This is a genomic window from Halopseudomonas salina, assembly GCF_008641105.1.
On the sequence record NZ_VTTI01000001.1, the window covers coordinates 241,279 to 260,414 of the forward strand.

Consider the following 19,136-nt stretch of genomic DNA (forward strand, 5'->3'; position numbering starts at 1 on the left):
CACAAGCAACACGTGCACATCCGGATATATGTGCCAGGTACCAGCGGCGCGGATTATTCTGTCTTGAAACAAAGCGCAGGACTGGGTTTGCTTGTAGCTTGTAGCTTGTAGCTTGCGGCTTGCGGCTTAGCTCTTGCCCTGCTGCACCATGATCTCTTCCATCTTCAGCCCGGTCAGGCCATGGATGGTGCGCCAGAGGTAGACCATGATCAGAATCATCATGATCATGGTGGGAATGGCGATCATGGGATAGCTGACCAGGGTCATCCGGCCCAACTCCTCATTGAAGGCCGCCGTACCCGCGGGGCTGACCACGATCCATTTGGCCAGAACGTAATTCATGCACGACGAAAAGAAGAAGGTACTGGCAAGAAAATAGGTCGCCTTGAGCAACCGCAGCTCGAAGATGTCCACCAGCCCGCGCTCGGCCAGACGGTCATGGATCAGATCGACGTTGAGCACCTTGCGGTTGTAGAGGATGGTGCGAATCAGGGGATAACGGGTTTTGGTCGAGACCAGCACAGCAATACCAATCAGGCCGGGTACCGCGGCTTCCTTGATCGCCAGCCACTGGGGATCCAACTTCATCAGGCCGATCCCGCCAGTCAGAAAAACACTGATCAGACCCAGTAACGCGATGAAGTTGAATTTACGGTAGCGGATCAGTTCGAACAGCCCCCAGCCCAGGGGGAACGCCAGCGCCAATACCAGCGCCTGGTTGGCGCCCAACTGCTCGGGAGCGCTGAACTTCATCAGAATGACCGAGGGGATCACGATGCTGACCAGCAGGTCTACCATTGGACGCGGTTTGTGTACGGGTCGTGCGGGGGTGGCTTCGGTCATAGGTCTCGACAATGGTTTGCAGGGTTCGTTGCCATGATACATGGCGACACTGTGATAGCTCCAATGGATCCGACCGACCGTTGTCGCCTGGTCAGACTGCGGAAATGATTGTCCATGCCAGATAGCCGGTATAACCGACGTAGGCGGTGACCAGCCCGACGCCCTCGATACGATTGATTCTGCCCGCGCGCTTTTTCGTGGTCATGGCCATCAGTAACAGAGCGACCGTCAGCGCGAACATCACTACCCAATCGCGATACAGCACAACCGACTCCACTGCCAGCGGCATGATGCCCGCCGCTATACCCACCACAGCCAAGGTATTGAAAAGCCCTGAACCAATCACATTACCCAGGGCCAGATCGTGTTCGTTCTTGCGAATCGCTGCCAGCGCCGACGCCAACTCTGGCAGCGAGGTACCAATGGCCACGACGGTCAGACCGATGATCAGGTCACTCACGCCCAGACTCTGAGCAATATACACCGCGCCCCAGACCAGCACCCGCGAGCTGATGATCAGCAGCACCAACCCCACAAACAGCCAGATCAGGGCCAGACGCAATGGCATGGCATTGGCCTTGAGTTCGTTATCGTAGTCAGAGGCCAGCGAATCAGCCTTGCCGCGCATGCCTTCAACGATAGACCAGCCCATCAACAGGAAAAAGGCGCCCAGAAGCACCCAGGCATCGTTGCGGCTAAGGCTGCCATCCATCAGTTGGTAGCCGGCGAGCAGCGTTACTAACAACAGGATTGGCAACTCCTTGCGCACCACCTGCGAATGCACACTGATCGGACTGATGATCGCCACCAGCCCGATGATCAATGCAATGTTGGTGATGTTCGAGCCGTAGGCGTTACCCAACGCCAGGCCTGGATTGCCCTGGGAGGCGGCAAGTGCCGACACCACCATCTCGGGGGCGGAGGTGCCGAAACCGATGATAAGCATACCGATCAGCAACGGTGGCATTCCCGCATGGGTGGCGGTCGCCGACGCACCATCAACAAACTTGTCTGCACTCCAGACCAACAGGACCAGACCGGCAACAACGGCAAGTAGCGCTAACAACATGAGCGTGTACACCCTGGCAAGAAAAGAAGGACCGCATTATCCGATAAAGCTGAGCCGGATAATAGGGCGCTGCAGCAGCAGCGCACAGGGGTCCTGCGCGGGTGGTTGGTTCAACCCGCGCTGATAGTCGCCGTACGCTGACGCTCCTCTTCGACCAGTTCTTTCTTGGAAAGTTTGCCTACCGGCGTTCGCGGCAATGCGTCACGTATCTCCATTGCCTGCAGGCGCTCGTGCTTGCCCAGCCGGGATTCGAGAAACACTTGCAGTTCGGCAAAATCAAACACCTGGGCACCGGCCTTGAGCTTGATAAACGCCTTGGGCGCCTGGCCGCGGTATGGGTCATCCACCCCGATCACCGAGACTTCCTCAACGGCTGGATGCTCGTAGATAGCCTCCTCGATAGTCCGCGGATAAACGTTGTATCCGCTGCACAAAATCATGTCCTTGGTACGGTCTACGATATACACCCAGCCGCCCTCATCCATGTAACCGACATCCCCGGTACGCAAGAAGCCATCCTTGGTCATAGCTTCAGCTGTTGCGTCCGGGCGCTTCCAGTAACCGGCCGTGACGTTCGGCCCGGCAATGCACACTTCGCCTCGCTCACCTACTGGCAGCTCCTGATCCGAACCGTCCAGCGGCATTATACGAATGCGCGAGCCAGGGACCGGGAGGCCACATGAGCCCGGATGGGGTTCGGCTTCCTTGGGCGTGAAGGTGCCGCTGGTCGTGGTTTCTGTCATGCCCCAGCCTTCACGCAGAGCGCAGCCAGCCACATCCTGGTAGCGCTGCTGCACATCGATCGGCAGGGGCGCGCCGCCAGAGTTGCACATTTTCAATGAAGTCAGATCCAGCTGACTGGTCAGCGGATGGGCAAGCAGCCCGATGAACATGGTAGGCACACCGGGAAAGGTCGTGATACGGCTCTCGGCGATCTCGCGCAATACGGTTTCCGCGTCGAATCGCGGGTGCAGATACACCTCCGAAGCCAACCGGAGACTGAAGATCATATTGATCATCAGTGCATAGATATGAAAAGGCGGCAAGACTGCAAGTACGCGCTCCTGACCGGCCTCGAGGGAGCTGTCCAGAATGGCTTCCAGTTGCGCGCAGGAGCCGGTGATGTTCGCGTGAGTGAGCATCGCACCCTTGGGCGCACCGGTCGTGCCACCGGTATATTGCAGTACTGCCAGGGCAGTGGCGGGGTCATCAATGGGATAAGCCTTATAATCGCCGGCGTTATCCAGCAGCTTACCGAACGAATGACAGGTCTCGTTGTAGGCAACCTCGGCAGCCGGGCCGAGCTGGCCCGCCTGAGATTCGCTGACCTCTGCGCAGAACTCGGTCAGCTGACCTACCACGAGCTGTTTCAGGCGCGTGCTATCCAGCAGTGTAACCATCTTCGGATAGAACGCCGCCAGATCGAGGGTCACCATGATGTCGGTTTCACTGTCTTCGATCTTGTGCGCCAGGGTGCGCTCTGCGTCCAGGGGTGAGTAATTGACGACAGTTCCCCCGGCGCGCAATACACCGAGAAAGGCGATGAAATAGTGGGGGCAATTGGGCAGGTAGATACCCACGTGGACGCCCGGCCGCACGCCGAGCTGCTGTAATCCGCAGGCAAAGCGCGCTACCAGTGAATCGAGCTGGCGATAGGTCAGCTTGTGGCCCAGAAAATCAATCGCCGGATTCTCCGGATAGTCCCTGACTGCCAACTCCAGCAGCTCCCAGACGGGCCGCAATGCCAGCGGCGCGTCCCACTTCACTGTGTCCGGATAAGACTTCAACCAGCGCATGTCGGTATTCACTATTACTTTCCCCCACTATTGTCTTTATGTGTCAAAGCTACCCCCTGCATGGCCCCACGGGAATACCTATCCACCCGACATATATCCAGTCATATCCCGATACAGGCAGGGCAACACTCTTTTGCAATCCAGGCCCTTGCCGTGAACAGCCCCTGCAGGCTATACAGGGCAGCTAAATACACCGCAGAGACACATCATGCGCAAGCGCCTCGTTCCCCTGCTGATCATTGTTATCGGCGTTATCGGCTTTATCCTCCTCAAGGCCACCCGATCAGTACCGGAACCGGTTACTCCGCAGGAGCGCACCTGGCGTGTCGAGACAATGGTGATCGATCCCGGGGCTCGCCAGCCGAGCCTCACGTTATATGGCCAGCTGGAGTCACCACGGCGCTTCACCGTGGTCGCGCCCATGGCTGGCCGCGTTGATCAGCTGCCGGCACGCGACGGTCAGACGGTTGAGCAAGGCGAATTGCTGGTCGCTCTTGACGAGCGTGACATAGAACCCATGACCCGGCAGGCCGAAGCGGACCTGGCTGACGCCCGCGCTCAGCTCGACAGGGAACAGATCGAGCACGCCAATGACCGCAAGGCACTGGCACTGGAACAGCGCATTCTGGATAACGCGCGCAAGGGACTGGAACGCGTTCAGCAACTGGTCGCGCGTGAACTCGTTTCGCGCACCGAGCTGGAAGGCGCCGAGGACCTGGCAGAACGGGCATCACTCACTATGGCTGTTCGCCAGCGCAGCATCCAGAGCCATGAAGCCCGGCTGGCCGCTCTGCAGGCACGGGTCGAGCGGGCTCGATCGAGCCTCGAGGCCGCGCAACGTGATGCCGAGCGTAGTCGCTTTACGGCACCCTTTCGCGGTGTTGTGGCCGAAGTCCAGGCCGCACCAGGAGATCAGGTGAACAAGAATCAGGCCCTGCTGGACTTCTATCCCGTTGAAGGACTGGAGCTTCGCGCTACCCTGCCACAGATCCACGCCATGGACTTCACCCGAGCGTTAGCGCAGGGGCAGAAACTGGTCGCCCGCAGCCTGGAAACCGAGTCAGAGCTGACCATGACCCTGCAACGTATTGCCGGACAGGCCGACGCTACCGGGGTAGAAGCCATCTTCGTGCTCGACCAGCCTGCACCTGGTCTGCGCCTGGGCAACCTGTTGGCGATCAGCGTACCCAAGCCCGCGGCCCCCGAGAGCATCGCCGTGCCTTACAGCGCCCTGTATGGCAACCGTACCCTGTATGCGCTGCAAGATGGACGCATGGCGCACATCGACGTGGAGCGCATCGGCGAGACGCTGATGGAGAACGGCGAGCGCTGGCTGCTGGTACGGGCTCCCGACCTGACCCCTGGGACGCGGATCATCACGACTCACCTGCCTAACGCCATGCAGGGCCTGAAAGTCGACACCACCTCCGATGCTGCAGCGGAGTCTGCGCAATGAGCCGGAGGACAGGCCCGATCGGCTTTTTCGTACGCCATAAGGTAGCTGCCAACCTGGTCATGCTGATCATGCTGATGGCCGGCGTGCTGGGTCTGATGCGCATGAACATCCAGTTCTTCCCGACCTTCGCGCTGGATTTTGTGACCGTCCAGGTGGTCTGGAGCGGAGCCGCCGCCGAGGATGTCGAGCAGGCAATCACCCAGCCTCTTGAACAGCGCCTGCGCAGTCTGGAAAATCTCAAGTCGATGACCTCGACCTCAGCCCAGGGCATTTCCAGCATTACCCTGGAGTTCAACGAGGACGTCAACGCCATAGTCGCGGTGGACGACACCCGTCAACGGGTCGACGAATTCCGCAACCTGCCTGCCGATGCCGAAGAACCCAAGGTATCGCGCGTTGCCCGCTACGACCCGATCGCGACCCTGCTGGTCTACGGTCCCTACTCCGACCATGAGCTTCGCGCCCTGGCCTATCGCTATGAGCGCGAACTGCTCAGCCGCGGCATTGACCGGATAGAGATCTACGGGCTGCCTGAACAGCAGATCAGTATCGAGGTCCCCAACCAGCAGTTGCAGCAACTGGGCATGTCGCTGGACCAGATCGCTGACCGGGTAGCCGCAGAATCACGTGACCTGCCGGCCGGCCTTGCGGGCGAGCAAGATGCTGCGCGGGAGCTGCGGGCGATCGAACAGCGTCGCGGCCCCGACGAGTTTGCCAACCTGCCGGTTGCCCTGGGCGGGATCAACTATGTCCGTCTGGGCGATATAGCGGAGGTACGCCAGGAAGCCAGACGCAACCAAGTTGAGCTCAATCACCAGGGCTACCCCGCCGTGGAGCTGGCGCTGCAGCGTGCCGAAGATGGTGACTCGCTCGCTTCTGCCGAGATTCTCAGTGACTGGCTGGAAGAGGTCGAACCCACGCTACCGCCGGGCATCAGCATCAATGTTTATGATCAGGCCTGGCAACTGATCAACGACCGGATTGGCCTACTGGTCAATAACGGCGTTGGCGGACTGGTGCTGGTCCTGCTGCTGCTTTATCTGTTCCTACCCGGCCGTGTTGCCCTCTGGGTGGCTGTGGGCATTCCGACTGCCTTTCTGGCCGCACTGGGCGTGTTCTGGCTAATTGGCGGCTCAATCAACATGATCTCGCTGTTTGCGCTGATCATGGCCCTGGGCGTGATCGTTGATGATGCCATCGTGGTCGGCGAGGATGCCGACGCGCACTTTCGCAGCGGCGAGAATCCCGATTACGCATCGGAAGGGGCTGCCAACCGCATGCTTTGGCCGGTGGTGGCATCCTCGCTTACCACCGTTGCCGCCTTCATGCCGCTGCTGGTCGTAGGCGGCATCTTCGGCAATATTCTGGGTGACATTCCGGTGGTGATGATCTGCGTGCTGATCGCCTCGCTGCTGGAATGTTTCGTTGTGCTGCCCCACCACCTGCGTTCGGCCTTCAAACCGGCAGTCGTCAGTACCGGTAACAGTGTGCTGCAACGTGGTGGTCGACGCGTGGACAGCATCCGTCAGGGCTTTGATCGCCACTTTGACCGCTTTCGCGAAGGTCGCTTCCGGCGTTTCTCTCAGCTCACGCTCAGACATCGGGGAGCCACACTGGCCTGCGCCCTCGTGAGCATCATTCTGACCATCGGCCTGATCAGCGGCGGGCGGATCGGCTTCAGTTTCTTCCCTACCCCCGAGCCGCAGGTTATCTATGCCAACGCCAATTTCGTCGCCGGCACGCCGCGGGCCGAGGTTGACCGCTTTGTCGACCACCTGCAGGAAACCCTCAACGCCACCGAGGCATCCTTTGACACGCGCATGATCGAAAACGCGATCGTGCGTCGCGGTGAGGCCATTGGCTCGGCCGGCGCAGGTCGCAAGGGTGATCAACTGGGATCCATTCTGGTAGAGCTGGTGTCACCGGACCATCGCGAGATACGCAACAGCGAGTTCATCCGCGCCTGGCGAGAGCGGATCCGCATGCCCGCTGGAATCGACCAGCTGGTCATTACCGAACGCACCTCCGGCCCGCCCGGCAAGGATGTGAATGTGCGGCTGACCGGCGACACGCCTACCCAGCTCAAGGACGCCGCGGACGCGGTCGGGGTCATGCTAGGCGGGATCGAGGGCGTCATCAGCACTCAGGACGACATGCCCTGGGGCCGAGAACAGCTGGTCTACAGTCTGACGCCCTATGGCCAATCCCTGGGACTGAGCACCCAGAGCCTGGGGCGTCAGTTGCGCGCGGCCTATGACGGTCGTCTTGCGCAGATCTACCAGCAGCAGTCTGATGAGATAGAAGTGCGCGTCCAACTGCCCCGCGAAGAGCGCGAGCACCTGTCCAGCCTGAATGATCTGGCGATCCGCCTGGATGATGGTCGCTTCGTGCCTCTGAACCAGGTGGCACAGTTCGATAGCCGCCAGGGTTTCGATGCGCTTCGCCATGCCGAAGGCCGGCTCGCGGTAGAAGTCACCGCTGACCTGGACTCCACCCAGACAACCGCTGGTGAAGTACTCGCCAGCCTGCAGGAAAATCTCCCGGCCCTGGCCACCCGGTACAACGTGCGTTACAGCTTTGAAGGTCGCTCGGCCGATCAGCGTGACACCCTGGCGGACATGCGCACGGGCCTGATCATCGGCCTGATTCTCATGTACGCCGTACTGGTCTGGGTATTCTCATCATGGAGCACGCCGCTGATCGTGATGGCGGTCATACCCCTGGCGCTGGTTGGTGCGCTGCTCGGCCACTGGGTAATGGGGCTGAACATGACAATTCTGTCGCTGTTCGGACTGTTCGGCCTGTCAGGCATCGTGGTCAACAACTCGATCATTCTGGTGACCTTCTATCAACACCAGCGCAAGACCGGGTTGGGTATCAACGAAGCGCTGAACGAGGCGGTCGTGCAGCGCCTGCGTGCGGTCCTGCTGACCTCGCTGACGACCATCGGCGGCCTGCTGCCCCTGTTGTTCGAGACGTCGTTGCAAGCTCAGTTCCTTATCCCCATGGCAACCTCGATCGCCTTTGGCCTGGGCTTCTCAACCGCCCTGGTACTACTGGTGATTCCGGCGCTGATGTCGGTTCTCGAGGGCTTCAAGCATAGGCGTAGTGCATCTCCCGTGTAAGACAGTAAACGAAAAAGCCCCGCAATAGCGGGGCTTCTGATGTTCACATGTCTGGCCCCACAGGGCACATTCAGAGCATGCTTACTTGACTGTTTCCATGGTCTTGGTAATCGCTGCCACAGCGGCGCCGATATTGCTCAATTCGGCCGGCAGGATCATGGTGTTGTTGGTCTTGGCCAGCTTGCCGAATTCGCGCACATACTGCTCGGCAACGCGCAGCGCGACCGCATCCTTGCCACCCTGGGTGTTGATCGCCTCCGCTACGCGGCGCAGGCCCTCGGCAGTCGCCTCGGCAATCAGCTCAATCTCGCGAGCACGACCTTCAGCTTCGTTTATCTGGCGCTGCTTGTCGGCCTCTGACAGGTTGATGGTTTCCTGCTTCACACCTTCGGAGACGTTGATCTTGGCTTCCCGCTCACCTTCGGATTGGGCAACAACGGCGCGCCTTTCCCGCTCGGCACGCATCTGCTTTTCCAGTGCATCAAGGATGGTGGCCGGCAACTCGATGTCGGCAATCTCGTAACGCAGCACCTTGACGCCCCACGGCTTGGCCGCTTCATCCAGCGCCAGCACCACCTGGGTGTTGATGGTTTCGCGCTCTTCGAAGGTCTTGTCCAGTTCGATCTTGCCCACTACCGAACGCAAAGTAGTCTGTGCCAGCTGCATGGCGGCATACCGATAGTCGTTGATGCCGTAGCTGGCCAGCTTGGCATCGACCACCTGCAGATACAGCACGCCATTGACTACCACCTGAATGTTGTCCTTGGTCACACACGCCTGGCTGGGTACGTCGATCGCCTCTTCCTTGAGCGTGTGCTTGTAGGAAACCCGGTCAACAAAAGGCACCAGTATGTGAAAACCGGCTTCCAGGGTCTTGGCATACTTGCCCAGCCGCTCGACGATAAACGCCGAACGCTGGGGCACGATCCTTGCCGTCTTGGCCAGTGCGATAACAACAAGGGCGAGAATCGCCAGTGAAATGATGGTGGTTATGTCCATATAAAATGCTCCTCAGGGTGTGAAAGGGGATGACAATACAGTCGGTTTCAAGGCTGCTGACGACTCAATTTGAGTACGATGCCATGGTGGCCAACGACCCAGGCATGCTCACCCGCGCGCAGGTGCTCGGTTGACTCGGCATCCCATTTCGCCCCGTTGAGCAATACATCGCCAAAGCCATCAGCGAAATCGGACAAAACCTCGACCCGCGCGCCGATAAAGCCGGCATCATCCTGGTCCGCTACAGCGAGGTCTTCTTCGGTACCCTGCAGCCAACGCTTGAAGTGTCGGCGCAAGGCGAACAGAGCCACCAGACTGAATGCGATAAACAGGCTCAACTGTACCGGAGTGGTTTCCACTACGCCCATCAGGGTCAGTAAACCGACCAACAGGGCTCCAATTCCGAAAAATGCGGCGATCAGGCCTGGAACGAAAAACTCGGAAGCAAGCAAGGCCAGGCCAAACAACAGCCAGAACCCATATCCGTTGATAAAAGTGCTCTCCAGCATGATACAGCTCCTGTGTAACTGTGTTGCGGTGGCATGAGATTATCAGATTGTGGCCAGCGAAACCCTCTGATCATGTTTCCGGGGAAAAGGAGTGTCGATCTACGGCCCGCATGCCTGTTCTAAGGCTCGGCCAAGAGACCCTTCCAGAGCGAAGTCGGCCGGGGTGGCCTGGGGGACTCGATTTGTTATGCTGCTTAAAGAGCCTCAAGGAACCCGCCCATGCCGTATAACCGTTTTTTGTTCGTTGTTTTCGCACTGTTGACCAGCTTCTCCATGCCGGCAAACGCACAGACCCAAGAGACTGTCCTGCGGGTTGGCATCACCGCAGTGCCGCCCTTTGTGATGACCGACGCCGATGGGAATTGGGAGGGCATCAGCATTGACCTGTGGCGCACCATAGCCGAGGACCTGGGGCAGGACTATGAGTTCGTTGAACTGAGCTTCGAGCAGCTTCTCGACGGCGTGGAATCCGGCAATGTTGACATTGCTGTCGGGGCATTGACCATGACCGCTGACCGTGAGTCACGCTTCGACTTCGCCCATCCGTTCTACCAGACAGGCCTCTCGATAGGTGTCCCGCACAACCCATCCGGAGGATTGTGGCAAAGCTTTCGCGCGCTGTTCACCTGGCAATTTGCCAGCTTGATAGGCAGCCTGGGCCTGCTGCTGCTCTTTGTCGGCGTCCTGCTTTGGCTGGTCGAGAGGCGTCGCAACCCCGAACAGTTTGGTGGCACGCCGATTGAAGGAATCGGTTCCAGCTTCTGGTGGGCAGCCGTCACCATGACCACCGTCGGCTATGGTGACAAGGCGCCCACGTCGCTTCCCGGTCGCTTGATCGCCCTGGTATGGATGTTTGCTGGCTTGATCATGGTGGCCAGCTTCACCGCGGCAATCACCTCTTCACTGACGGTGAGCAACCTGCAACGTCATATTGAGGGCCCCCTTGATTTGCCTGGCAATACCGTAGCAACCATTGCCAACACCGCCAGCGCCCGCTTTCTCAAGGAGGAGCGAATCCGCCACGAGACTTATCCTGATCTGACAACCGCCATGCAGGCTGTCGCCCGCGAAGAGGTCGATGCTGTCGTCTACGACCGAGCGCTGATGCAGTATCGCAACCAACAGCTTGGCAACCATCGCCTGGATATTCTGCCAGCCGTTTTCGAACAGCAGCTGTACGCCTTCGCACTACCCAGCGGCAGCCCGAACCGCGCGGCGATTGCCCAGCAGGTATTACGGGTAACCGAGTCACCGGAATGGGAAACCCTGCTACAGCGCTATCTGGGGCGTTGAGCGAGCTATAAAAAGGTTAAATCGATACTCTGAATTGCCATTCATCGGATAAATTCGATGAATGGTGGCGAGTCAGAGCCGTCGACTATTCGGTCATAAAAGATGCGGACAAGTCAGAAGCACATCCAGCGCCTGCTCACCTTCTGCTCCCACAGCCCAGTGTCTATGCTGCTCCAGCGATATGTCAGATGTTGTCGCTTACAAGAAAAACAATGCTTCAAGACACAGGACACAATCAATGCACAGAAAAACCCGGCTATCCATCGCCCTGGGTATCGTCGCCACCGTGGCCATTTGTGGTCAGGCACAGGCAGCGGGCTACACCCAGACCAAATACCCCATTCTGCTTACCCACGGCATGCTCGGCTTCGACAAACTGCTGGGCGTGAATTACTGGTATGGGATTCCTTCCGCCCTACGCAGCGGCGGCGCCAGCGTATACAGCACTACCGTCAGCCAGCTCGACACCTCGGAAAAGCGCGGTGAACAATTGCTTGCCCAGGTGGAAGACATCGTTGCCATCACCGGCAAGAGGAAGGTCAATCTGATTGGCCACAGCCATGGTGGCCCGACAATCCGCTACGTTGCAGCAGTGCGGCCGGATCTGGTTGCCTCAGTCACCAGCGTGGGCGCACCACATAAGGGCTCCAAGGCCGCGGATTTTATCCGCAATGTGCCTGAGGGTTCTGCCGGAGAAGCCATGCTGGCCGGCATCGTCAACGGTCTGGGCTCGCTGATCAACTTCTTGTCTGGCAGCAATACCAGCAGCCCACAGAATGCTCTGGGTACGCTGGAGTCACTGAATTCGGTGGGTGCGGCGCGGTTCAATGCGCGCTTCCCCCAGGGTCTGCCAACCAGTGCCTGCGGTCAGGGCGCCTATTCCGTGAATGGCGTGCGGTACTACTCCTGGGGTGGCACCAGCCCACTCACCAACGTGTTTGACGTGTCGGATGCACTGCTTGGGGCTACTTCCCTGACCTTCGGCTTTGAAGCCAATGATGGCCTGGTAGGGCGCTGCAGTTCGCATCTGGGCATGGTGATCCGCGACAACTATCGGATGAATCACCTTGATGAAGTCAACCAGATGTTCGGTCTGACCAGCATCTTCGAGACCAACCCGGTATCGGTTTACCGGCAGCACGCCAACCGGCTGCGCAACGCAGGCCTGTAAACCTGCGAAAAGCGGTCGGTCCACCCCGGGCCGGCCGCTACTCCAAACCCTTTCAGACTGTGCGGAGAGTCGATGCGATTCCTTATATATGCGCCCTTTCTGGTCGCCGCTTTGCTGCTGGGCTGGCATTATCTGGCTCCCAAACCATCCGTTGAACAGGTCGCGACCGAGATAGCACCCCCTGTATCCAAACCTGTAACACCGCCATTGCTTACTATACAGGCCGCTCAATCTCTTCCGCCCCCGGCCGCCGCATCACAACAGGGGACCGAAGTGGACGGCATGCTCGAAGTCGATCAGCAGGGCAACCTGTTAATTACCGAACAGCTTCGTCACCTGTTCGATTACCACTACACCACGGTGGGCGAAGTCAGCTTCGAGCAGGCCACCGCCAATATCCGTCAGCATCTGCGTGGCCAATTGCAACAGCCCGCATTAGCCCAGGCTCTGGCGTTGCTGGATGATTACATAGCGTACAAGACAGCACTGGTCGAGCTTGAGCAGGCCTACCCGGTCATCGCTGATATCGATGGAATACGTGCCCGCAGTGACGCGGTACAACGGCTGCGCGCCGAGATATTCAGCGCCGAGGCGCACCGGGCGTTTTTTGCCGCCGAAGAGATATATGATCAGTTCAGCCTCGCGCGTCTGGCCATCATGCACGACGCCAACATCCCTGCTGAAGACAAGGGCGCGATGATTGAAAGCCTGCGTCAGGGCCTGCCGGAGGATATGCAGGATCTACTGGTGCCGCAGATCCATCAGGTGTTGACCGAACAGACGCAAACGCTGCAAGCGCAAGGTGCCGATGCGGCCCGGATCCGCGAACTGCGCATGTCGCTGGTGGGGCCGCAAGCTACTGGCCGGCTCGAAACCCTGGATGCCCAGCGCCAGCAGTGGCGTCAGCGGGTGGATGAATTCAACGCCGAGCGCCGGACAATTGTCGAGCACCCCGGGCTGGCTGAAGCGGACAAAGACCAGGCGATCGAGGAATTGGCCGCACAGCGTTTTGCCCCAAACGAGCGACTGCGTCTGACATCCCTTGTGGACAACGCTGACAGCGAGAACCTGGACAGACCCTGAAACAGCTTGCAGCCACAATTTTTTACCGGGCGCGCATACTGAGTTTACAACCTGACCTGGTGGAGCAAGCCCATGCGCGCGGACGAATTTCTCAAGAAGTACGGTCTTGATGGCGACGATGATGACCTCAAGGACACCAGTCTGCGCGGCAAGTCACTCGAGCGCGCCCTGCATCCGGGTCGACCCCATGCCGGTACGCCACACGACTGGGAAGATTGGGAGAAATTCCGCGCCGAGGAGCAGGCCAAAGCAAAGCAAAACCCGCCGGCAAAAACCGACGAAGAGCCGGGCAGTGTTTAACCCTGCCCGGCCAACAGGCTGGCAGGGCCTGCTGCTGTTGACCAGTCTCTGCGCCGGTCTGGCCCATGGGATGACGGCTGTATCTCCGGCCGACATGCTCGAATGGGAACGCCGTGACTTTGCCGCACCCACCGAGTACCAACTAGGCCAATACGCAGGTACGACCGCACTCCAGGCAAGCTGTAGCAACGCTGCTTCGGCCCTCTATCTGGAGCAGTCCATTGACTTGCGAAAGACGCCGGTTCTGGAATGGTCCTGGGCAATTGAAAAGGTATTCACAGGGATAGACGAAACAAAGAAGAGCGGCGATGACTATCCGGTACGGCTCTATGTGGTAAAGGATGGCGGGTTATTGCCCTGGCGTACCCGCGCCGTGAATTACGTCTGGTCGAGCAATCAGGCCATTGGCGCGGTGTGGGACAACGCCTATGCCGGTCAGGCCAAGATTCTGGCACTGCGCAGCGGCGCTCCCAAAGGATCTGACCGGCAATTTGCTACAGAGCGACGCAATGTACGGGAAGATTTCGCGAACCTGCATGGCGTGGAACTCGACACCATCGATGGCCTGGCAATCATGACCGATTGCGATGACAGCGGCCAGCCGATCACCGGCTGGTACGGTGACATCAACTGGCTGCCCGAGAGCGACTGAATAGCCCTGGCTGTGCCCCCTACTTGGGCATCCAGACGCCATTTAGCTGAATATATTGACCCGAGGGAGTGCGCTCCAGCGCCTTCTTGCCGGCAATTGCTTCGACGTCCCGCAGCTTGATGCCGTTTTCCGCCGCAAGCCGCTGATACTCTGCTCGCCTGGCCTCGTTGATCAGCCGGGCAATCTCCGCCGCATCGCCCCCCGGGCTGACCACACCTACATAACCATCCGGGCGTTCGCCCAGCAAACCCGCAGCCTTGGCCTCGGGCAGAGCGCCCATCGCCTGATTGAGACTCAGGGCCCAGGTAGGAGAAGCCACCAGCAGGGCTGCGGCCAGTAGTAACAACCGAATACTCATGCGCATGTTATCGCCCTCTTAGAACAAGCCACTGGATTCACTGAACAGGTCATCCAGTTCACGATCTACCTTGATGTAGATTTCATGCTGGATCTTCACGTTCAGATTGATATTGATTGGCTCGGTGGGAGCCTGGACCTTGACGGTAGGGGTGCAACCCGCCAATAACCCGATCGTCAGTGCCATAACCGGTAACAGATGCCATCGCATGCTGGTGACTCCTTCGGACAATGGGTGTCATGGATCCGCGGGCTGCTTGAGCAGCCGCTGCCTGACCCGCTCCTGGATGATTTCACTTACCTTGCCGCTGAGCTGCAGGCTTGCCAGCAACGCGGGAATGTCTTCTTCCAGTCGAATATTCAGATGAATCGGTCGGCCGTCCTGCAACGCCGGATTACGTCCCTGCAACTCCAGACCCAATACGAGTATACCCCCTTCGCCATAAGTTACATCGGCGTTGAGGAGGTCATAGTGGAAATCGTCCAGCGCTAGGGCTACCTGCCGCATACCGGGTGTACTTTCGGCCAGATCCTCGAGTTTGGCCGATCGGTATTGCAGAAAGCCCCCCGGTTCGCGCGCGCCGAGCTGTCCCTCTTCGATCACCAACGCGCCATCGACCAGGGTCAATGGGAGGCGGCCATCAAGTGTCCCACCTCCGCGAAGGCCCTCGGCCGGATAGACCTCAAACAGACGATCGAGTTCCAGCCCACTAATGTCGACCATCATTGCATGCCGCTGTTCAGTCAGATCCAGCACAGCAGGCTCCAACCTTACCTGACCACCGAGCACATCCAGCTGCGCCTGTTCGATTCTCAGCAGGCCAGCCCCTACTCTGTCCATGTGCGCAGAGTAATGCAGGTCAGCGCTCAGCGGCCCCATGGCGATTCCCGGGTCCAGGGCAGCGAGCATCAGTGTGGGCATATCGAGTTGCAGCCTGTCCCCGGCAAGATCAATGTTGATCCGGGTGCTTAGGCTCTGAAAGGTAGCGCGATCATAGATACCGGCTGCGTTATCGAGCGTCAAGTGACCGTTGGCATGTTCCATAGCCGGATTACCCCGCAGACTGACCTCGCCCTGCAACCGCCCGCTACCGAGAGTGAGCAGTTCCGGCCAAAGAGCCAGGGTTGCCGAAAGGGGATCACCCGCGCGCAGAAAGGTAGACTCAAGCTTTACATCCGCTCGCCAGGGCTCGCTGACCGGCCAATTGAACCCCAGAGCGAGCCCAAGTTCGCTGGCGGAAGCCGCGGTGCCCTGCCAACGCAAGCCGGCGTTATCTCGGGCAAGGGTGCCTTGCAAGATCCAGCCCTGGGGTTTGAGCATGGCATGTTCGACCCGTCCGGCGCGGATGCTAACCGGCCCATTGGCGGCAACAGCGGCCGGGTCTGCAAGCAGAGCCTGCAGCGCGAGTCCGGCCAGATCAGCACGCACGTCGGTGAGTACAAACATGTCCTGTAGCCGCACGCGGCCCAGCGTCACCATTGCGCCCGAACCCAGCTCCAAAGCCAGCTCGTGAGCATCCAGGCGACCGGATATGTTGCCATCAAACATCAACTGATCCAGATCCAACGCATCCAGTTGATAATTCGGCACCTCTACACGTAAACGCATGGCATCCCACTGTGCCTGCCATTCCGGCAGCGAGGCAATGGTCACGGGACCCGCCAGTTGCGCAGTGAGCGGCCCCGCCACCTCCAATTGAATGACCAAAGGCAGATGGCTGGTCCAGGCCAGTTGGCTATCGGCCTGGGCTTCGACACTGAGATTGATGGCTCTGGGACGTACCTGCGCTGGCAGGGTCGCCAGGGCAGGCACAGTCAGCGCCTCCAGCATCAGCAGGCCAGTACCCTCGCGGAATTGCCAGAGGCCCGCATCGCCAAGCAGATCCAGAGTCAATTCGCCCTGCACCTCGCCCAGGTCCGGTATCTGCCACGCATCGGCAAGCGTTGCAGCCGCATAGAGCTCAACCGCCCCCGAGAGCATATCTGCCAGCGTCTGCGGCGGCTTCGTGGGCGCCATAAGCCAACGTATCTCGCCACGCAGCCCCGTCGGCAGCGAGCCTACAGGTAACTGAGCGCCTCCAAGCCAGGGCTCGACATAGGTCAGCAGCCAGTCCGCCTGTGGCCATTCAGGCACAGTCAACGTGCCCTGGGAACGGGGCACCGACGACTCACCGTAAAGCCACTCAGCCTGCAGTTCGGCGGCCTGCTGATCGGCTAATCGAAGCGTCAGATCCGCCTGCAAACCCTCTGTATCACTATTCAGATAGCCGTGCAGATGAACGCCGCCTTCCTCTGCCAACAGGGCAAGGTCAACCAGAAAGCCGGCCGCGGCTTCGCGCTCGATCGTCACCGCACCCTCGAGCGTGCAACGCCTTTCACCGCAAGGCACGCTCATAGCAAGCTGTTCAATCGCCAGCACGCGTGACGGCAGCCACTGCAGTGTTGCCGCCAGTTGTTGGACGTCAGGCATGCTGAGGGTGCGACTGGTGGAAGGCGCTGCGGTCGGCTGCCATTCCAACTGCAAATGGTCCGCCTGGAATGCAGCGAGGCGCGGCCCTCCCGACCAGGCTGGGGCGATGCGCAACGCCCGGGCGTGGATCTGCAGCTGTGCACCACTGGCGTCGGTATACCGCCCGGCAACACGTTCCAGTTGCAACCCTCCGTCTGACCAGCCGACACCCGCCCAGTCAAACTGGTCGATACCGGCAGCGGTGAGGCGTTGTTGCATCAACAATACCGCGGCAAACGCGAGCGCGAGCAACAGCACGACAAGGACTGCCAACAACCGAACTCCCAAACGCATGAAAGCAAATCTCCCTATCGAGCCTGTCTGCACATCTTGCCCCGCTGGCGAGGGCCTGAGCCGTTACCCTATACTGCCACCTGTAACGGAACAGACCAGCGTCGACTAACCGCAGGGTAGCAGCTCTTGCTCGATGCCGGCCCACCAACAGAATAATAACGAGCGCCAGATGCCAGATCCTTCGACGCAGGCAGAACAACCGACTTCAACCGTGACCGGCAATGGCAGTCATTCAACCCACAGCCATCCGCTGATCGGGGTTCTGCTCGCCGCGTTGTGCGCCTGGGTTCTCATGAGCCTGTTTCAGGCCTACAAGCCCTTGCCCGAAGGCCTGTCTGTCAGTACTCCGCTGCGCGAGGCCCGGGGACTGGAGCTGCTTGATGATCGCACCTTTGTTGTCAATGGCGACGAGCGGATCAGTGACCAGCAGGTCTTCAACAAAATTCTGCGGTTGATCGCCCAGGCCCGCCAGTTGGTCGTGGTGGACATGTTCCTCTACAACGAGTTTGCGGGCGAGTCCAGCTACCAGCCGCTCACCGCCCAACTCACCGATGCGCTGCTCGCTGCGCGGCAGCAACATCCCGATATGCCCATCGTGCTGATCACCGATCCGTTCAATACGCTCTACGGCGGCTTGCCCGCAACCCACCTGGAAAAACTGCGCGCCTCGGGAGTCGACGTGGTGATGTCCGATGTCAATGCACTGCCGGCATCCAACCCGGTCTGGTCTGGCCTCTGGCATCTATGCTGTCGACATGTCGGGAACAGCAGCGAAGGCGGCTGGCTACCCAATCCCGTCGGCGAGGGCGATGTCACCCTGCGCAGCTATCTGGCGCTGCTCAACTTTCGCGCCAACCACCGCAAGACACTGATCGTTGATGAGGGCGACAGCTGGGCAGGCCTGGTGACCTCGGCCAACCCCCATGACGCCAGCAGCCGCCACAGCAACAACGCTCTGGTGTTGCGCGGCGCCGCGGCATTGGACCTGCTGGCCACCGAGATGTCGGTAATGGCTTTCTCGGGAAACGCCCCGACGTTTGCAATACCCCAGCCACCACCCGCCCTCGCGAATCCGGAAGGCCCCCTGGTGCAGGTTCTGACCGAAGGGAAAATTCGTGATGCATTACTGACGCTGATCGACAGCAGCGTCGCCGGGGACCAACTGGACATGGAAGTGTTCTATCTGTCCCACCGTCCGACCATCGAGGCACTGGTGCGCGCCAGCGACCGCGGGGTCAAGGTGCGTGCGATGCTGGACCCGAACAAGGATGCGTTCGGGCGCGAAAAAGGCGGCGTACCCAATCGTCAGGCCGGCTGGGACTTGCATGAGGCCGGTATTCCCGTGCGCTGGTGTGCCACCCGCGGCGAGCAATGCCACCGCAAATGGATCCAGCTGAAACGGGCCGATGGCAGCGCGGAGATGATCATCGGCTCGGCCAACTTTACTAGGCGCAACCTTGACGACCTGAATCTGGAAACCAGCGCGCGGGTGGTAGCCGATTCACAAGTCCCTGTCATGCAGCGCGCACAGGCATTATTCGAGCGGAACTGGAGCAATCACGAGGGCCACCTATACAGCCAGCCCTACGCGGATTTTGCCGACCACTCACGCTGGCGCTACGCACTCTACCGATTCATGGAGTTCACCGGCCTGTCGACGTTCTAGCGCCCTCGGCGCAG

At 59.7% G+C, this 19,136-nt stretch carries 16 protein-coding genes; 8 read left to right on the forward strand and 8 right to left on the reverse strand.

Features of this window, described 5'->3' with window-relative positions; genetic code table 11:
- Positions 1 to 126: 126 nt before the first annotated feature.
- From FZF01_RS01060 to FZF01_RS01070, 3 genes are all read right to left on the reverse strand, one after another.
- A complete protein-coding gene (locus tag FZF01_RS01060; RefSeq protein ID WP_150276250.1) occupies positions 127 to 843 on the reverse strand; it encodes a VC0807 family protein in 717 nt (238 codons plus the stop codon).
- Between the two features lie 91 nt (positions 844 to 934).
- Entirely contained in the window at positions 935 to 1,912 is a 978-nt protein-coding gene (locus tag FZF01_RS01065) for a calcium/sodium antiporter (protein WP_150276251.1), read from the reverse strand.
- 110 nt (positions 1,913 to 2,022) lie between these two features.
- Positions 2,023 to 3,720, reverse strand: a complete 1,698-nt coding sequence (locus tag FZF01_RS01070) for a long-chain-fatty-acid--CoA ligase (protein ID WP_223825346.1) — start codon at positions 3,718 to 3,720, stop codon at positions 2,023 to 2,025.
- A gap of 196 nt (positions 3,721 to 3,916) precedes the next feature.
- On the opposite strand from FZF01_RS01070, the gene FZF01_RS01075 reads away from it, so the two are divergent.
- Complete coding sequence (locus FZF01_RS01075) at positions 3,917 to 5,164, forward strand: efflux RND transporter periplasmic adaptor subunit (protein WP_150276252.1); 1,248 nt, start codon at positions 3,917 to 3,919, stop codon at positions 5,162 to 5,164.
- On the forward strand, positions 5,161 to 8,289 hold the full coding sequence (locus FZF01_RS01080) for an efflux RND transporter permease subunit (RefSeq protein WP_150276253.1): 3,129 nt from the start codon (positions 5,161 to 5,163) through the stop codon (positions 8,287 to 8,289). The genes FZF01_RS01075 and FZF01_RS01080 overlap by 4 nt, the downstream gene beginning before the upstream one ends.
- A gap of 81 nt (positions 8,290 to 8,370) precedes the next feature.
- Here the strand turns inward: FZF01_RS01080 and FZF01_RS01085 are convergent, their stop codons facing one another.
- Positions 8,371 to 9,288, reverse strand: coding sequence for an SPFH domain-containing protein (locus FZF01_RS01085; RefSeq protein ID WP_150276254.1), 918 nt, complete (start codon positions 9,286 to 9,288; stop codon positions 8,371 to 8,373).
- Between the two features lie 47 nt (positions 9,289 to 9,335).
- Positions 9,336 to 9,797, reverse strand: coding sequence for an NfeD family protein (locus FZF01_RS01090; RefSeq protein ID WP_150276255.1), 462 nt, complete (start codon positions 9,795 to 9,797; stop codon positions 9,336 to 9,338).
- A 219-nt stretch (positions 9,798 to 10,016) separates the two neighbouring features.
- Here FZF01_RS01090 and FZF01_RS01095 point away from each other — a divergent pair, with 219 nt between their 5' ends.
- The 5 genes from FZF01_RS01095 (at position 10,017) to FZF01_RS01110 (ending at position 14,296) form a co-directional block, all read left to right on the forward strand.
- Positions 10,017 to 11,090, forward strand: a complete 1,074-nt coding sequence (locus FZF01_RS01095; RefSeq protein ID WP_223825347.1) for a transporter substrate-binding domain-containing protein — start codon at positions 10,017 to 10,019, stop codon at positions 11,088 to 11,090.
- A gap of 238 nt (positions 11,091 to 11,328) precedes the next feature.
- Positions 11,329 to 12,261 (forward strand): triacylglycerol lipase, encoded by a 933-nt coding sequence (locus FZF01_RS01100; RefSeq protein WP_150276256.1) that lies wholly within the window; start codon positions 11,329 to 11,331, stop codon positions 12,259 to 12,261.
- Between the two features lie 72 nt (positions 12,262 to 12,333).
- Positions 12,334 to 13,344 (forward strand): lipase secretion chaperone, encoded by a 1,011-nt coding sequence (locus FZF01_RS01105; protein ID WP_150276257.1) that lies wholly within the window; start codon positions 12,334 to 12,336, stop codon positions 13,342 to 13,344.
- A gap of 72 nt (positions 13,345 to 13,416) precedes the next feature.
- Positions 13,417 to 13,644 carry a hypothetical protein gene (locus tag FZF01_RS19370; protein WP_188434357.1) on the forward strand — a complete coding sequence of 76 codons (228 nt, stop codon included), beginning with the start codon at positions 13,417 to 13,419 and terminating at the stop codon, positions 13,642 to 13,644.
- Positions 13,637 to 14,296: a DUF3047 domain-containing protein gene (locus FZF01_RS01110; RefSeq protein ID WP_188434329.1), complete on the forward strand. Its 660-nt coding sequence runs from the start codon at positions 13,637 to 13,639 to the stop codon at positions 14,294 to 14,296. The genes FZF01_RS19370 and FZF01_RS01110 overlap by 8 nt, the downstream gene beginning before the upstream one ends.
- Before the next feature lie 19 nt (positions 14,297 to 14,315).
- Here the strand turns inward: FZF01_RS01110 and FZF01_RS01115 are convergent, their stop codons facing one another.
- From FZF01_RS01115 to FZF01_RS01125, 3 genes are read right to left on the reverse strand one after another with little or no spacing between them, the layout of a single operon-like run.
- Complete coding sequence (locus FZF01_RS01115; RefSeq protein ID WP_150276259.1) at positions 14,316 to 14,660, reverse strand: YdbL family protein; 345 nt, start codon at positions 14,658 to 14,660, stop codon at positions 14,316 to 14,318.
- A 12-nt stretch (positions 14,661 to 14,672) separates the two neighbouring features.
- Positions 14,673 to 14,864, reverse strand: a complete 192-nt coding sequence (locus FZF01_RS01120; protein ID WP_150276260.1) for a YnbE family lipoprotein — start codon at positions 14,862 to 14,864, stop codon at positions 14,673 to 14,675.
- Between the two features lie 27 nt (positions 14,865 to 14,891).
- The gene (locus FZF01_RS01125; protein WP_150276261.1) at positions 14,892 to 17,456 is read right to left on the reverse strand and encodes an intermembrane phospholipid transport protein YdbH family protein; all 2,565 of its coding nucleotides are present in this window, start codon (positions 17,454 to 17,456) and stop codon (positions 14,892 to 14,894) included.
- 169 nt (positions 17,457 to 17,625) lie between these two features.
- Here FZF01_RS01125 and FZF01_RS01130 point away from each other — a divergent pair, with 169 nt between their 5' ends.
- Positions 17,626 to 19,122 carry a phospholipase D-like domain-containing protein gene (locus FZF01_RS01130; RefSeq protein ID WP_150276262.1) on the forward strand — a complete coding sequence of 499 codons (1,497 nt, stop codon included), beginning with the start codon at positions 17,626 to 17,628 and terminating at the stop codon, positions 19,120 to 19,122.
- Positions 19,123 to 19,136 lie beyond the last annotated feature (14 nt).

Coding starts and splice junctions, on each gene's coding strand:
- FZF01_RS01060 (WP_150276250.1), bottom strand. CDS start 843: ATGACCGAAGCCACCCCCGCACGACCCGTACACAAACCGCGTCCAATG.
- FZF01_RS01065 (WP_150276251.1), bottom strand. CDS start 1,912: ATGTTGTTAGCGCTACTTGCCGTTGTTGCCGGTCTGGTCCTGTTGGTC.
- FZF01_RS01075 (WP_150276252.1), top strand. CDS start 3,917: ATGCGCAAGCGCCTCGTTCCCCTGCTGATCATTGTTATCGGCGTTATC.
- FZF01_RS01080 (WP_150276253.1), top strand. CDS start 5,161: ATGAGCCGGAGGACAGGCCCGATCGGCTTTTTCGTACGCCATAAGGTA.
- FZF01_RS01085 (WP_150276254.1), bottom strand. CDS start 9,288: ATGGACATAACCACCATCATTTCACTGGCGATTCTCGCCCTTGTTGTT.
- FZF01_RS01090 (WP_150276255.1), bottom strand. CDS start 9,797: ATGCTGGAGAGCACTTTTATCAACGGATATGGGTTCTGGCTGTTGTTT.
- FZF01_RS01095 (WP_223825347.1), top strand. CDS start 10,017: ATGCCGTATAACCGTTTTTTGTTCGTTGTTTTCGCACTGTTGACCAGC.
- FZF01_RS01100 (WP_150276256.1), top strand. CDS start 11,329: ATGCACAGAAAAACCCGGCTATCCATCGCCCTGGGTATCGTCGCCACC.
- FZF01_RS01105 (WP_150276257.1), top strand. CDS start 12,334: ATGCGATTCCTTATATATGCGCCCTTTCTGGTCGCCGCTTTGCTGCTG.
- FZF01_RS19370 (WP_188434357.1), top strand. CDS start 13,417: ATGCGCGCGGACGAATTTCTCAAGAAGTACGGTCTTGATGGCGACGAT.
- FZF01_RS01115 (WP_150276259.1), bottom strand. CDS start 14,660: ATGCGCATGAGTATTCGGTTGTTACTACTGGCCGCAGCCCTGCTGGTG.
- FZF01_RS01120 (WP_150276260.1), bottom strand. CDS start 14,864: ATGCGATGGCATCTGTTACCGGTTATGGCACTGACGATCGGGTTATTG.
- FZF01_RS01125 (WP_150276261.1), bottom strand. CDS start 17,456: ATGCGTTTGGGAGTTCGGTTGTTGGCAGTCCTTGTCGTGCTGTTGCTC.
- FZF01_RS01130 (WP_150276262.1), top strand. CDS start 17,626: ATGCCAGATCCTTCGACGCAGGCAGAACAACCGACTTCAACCGTGACC.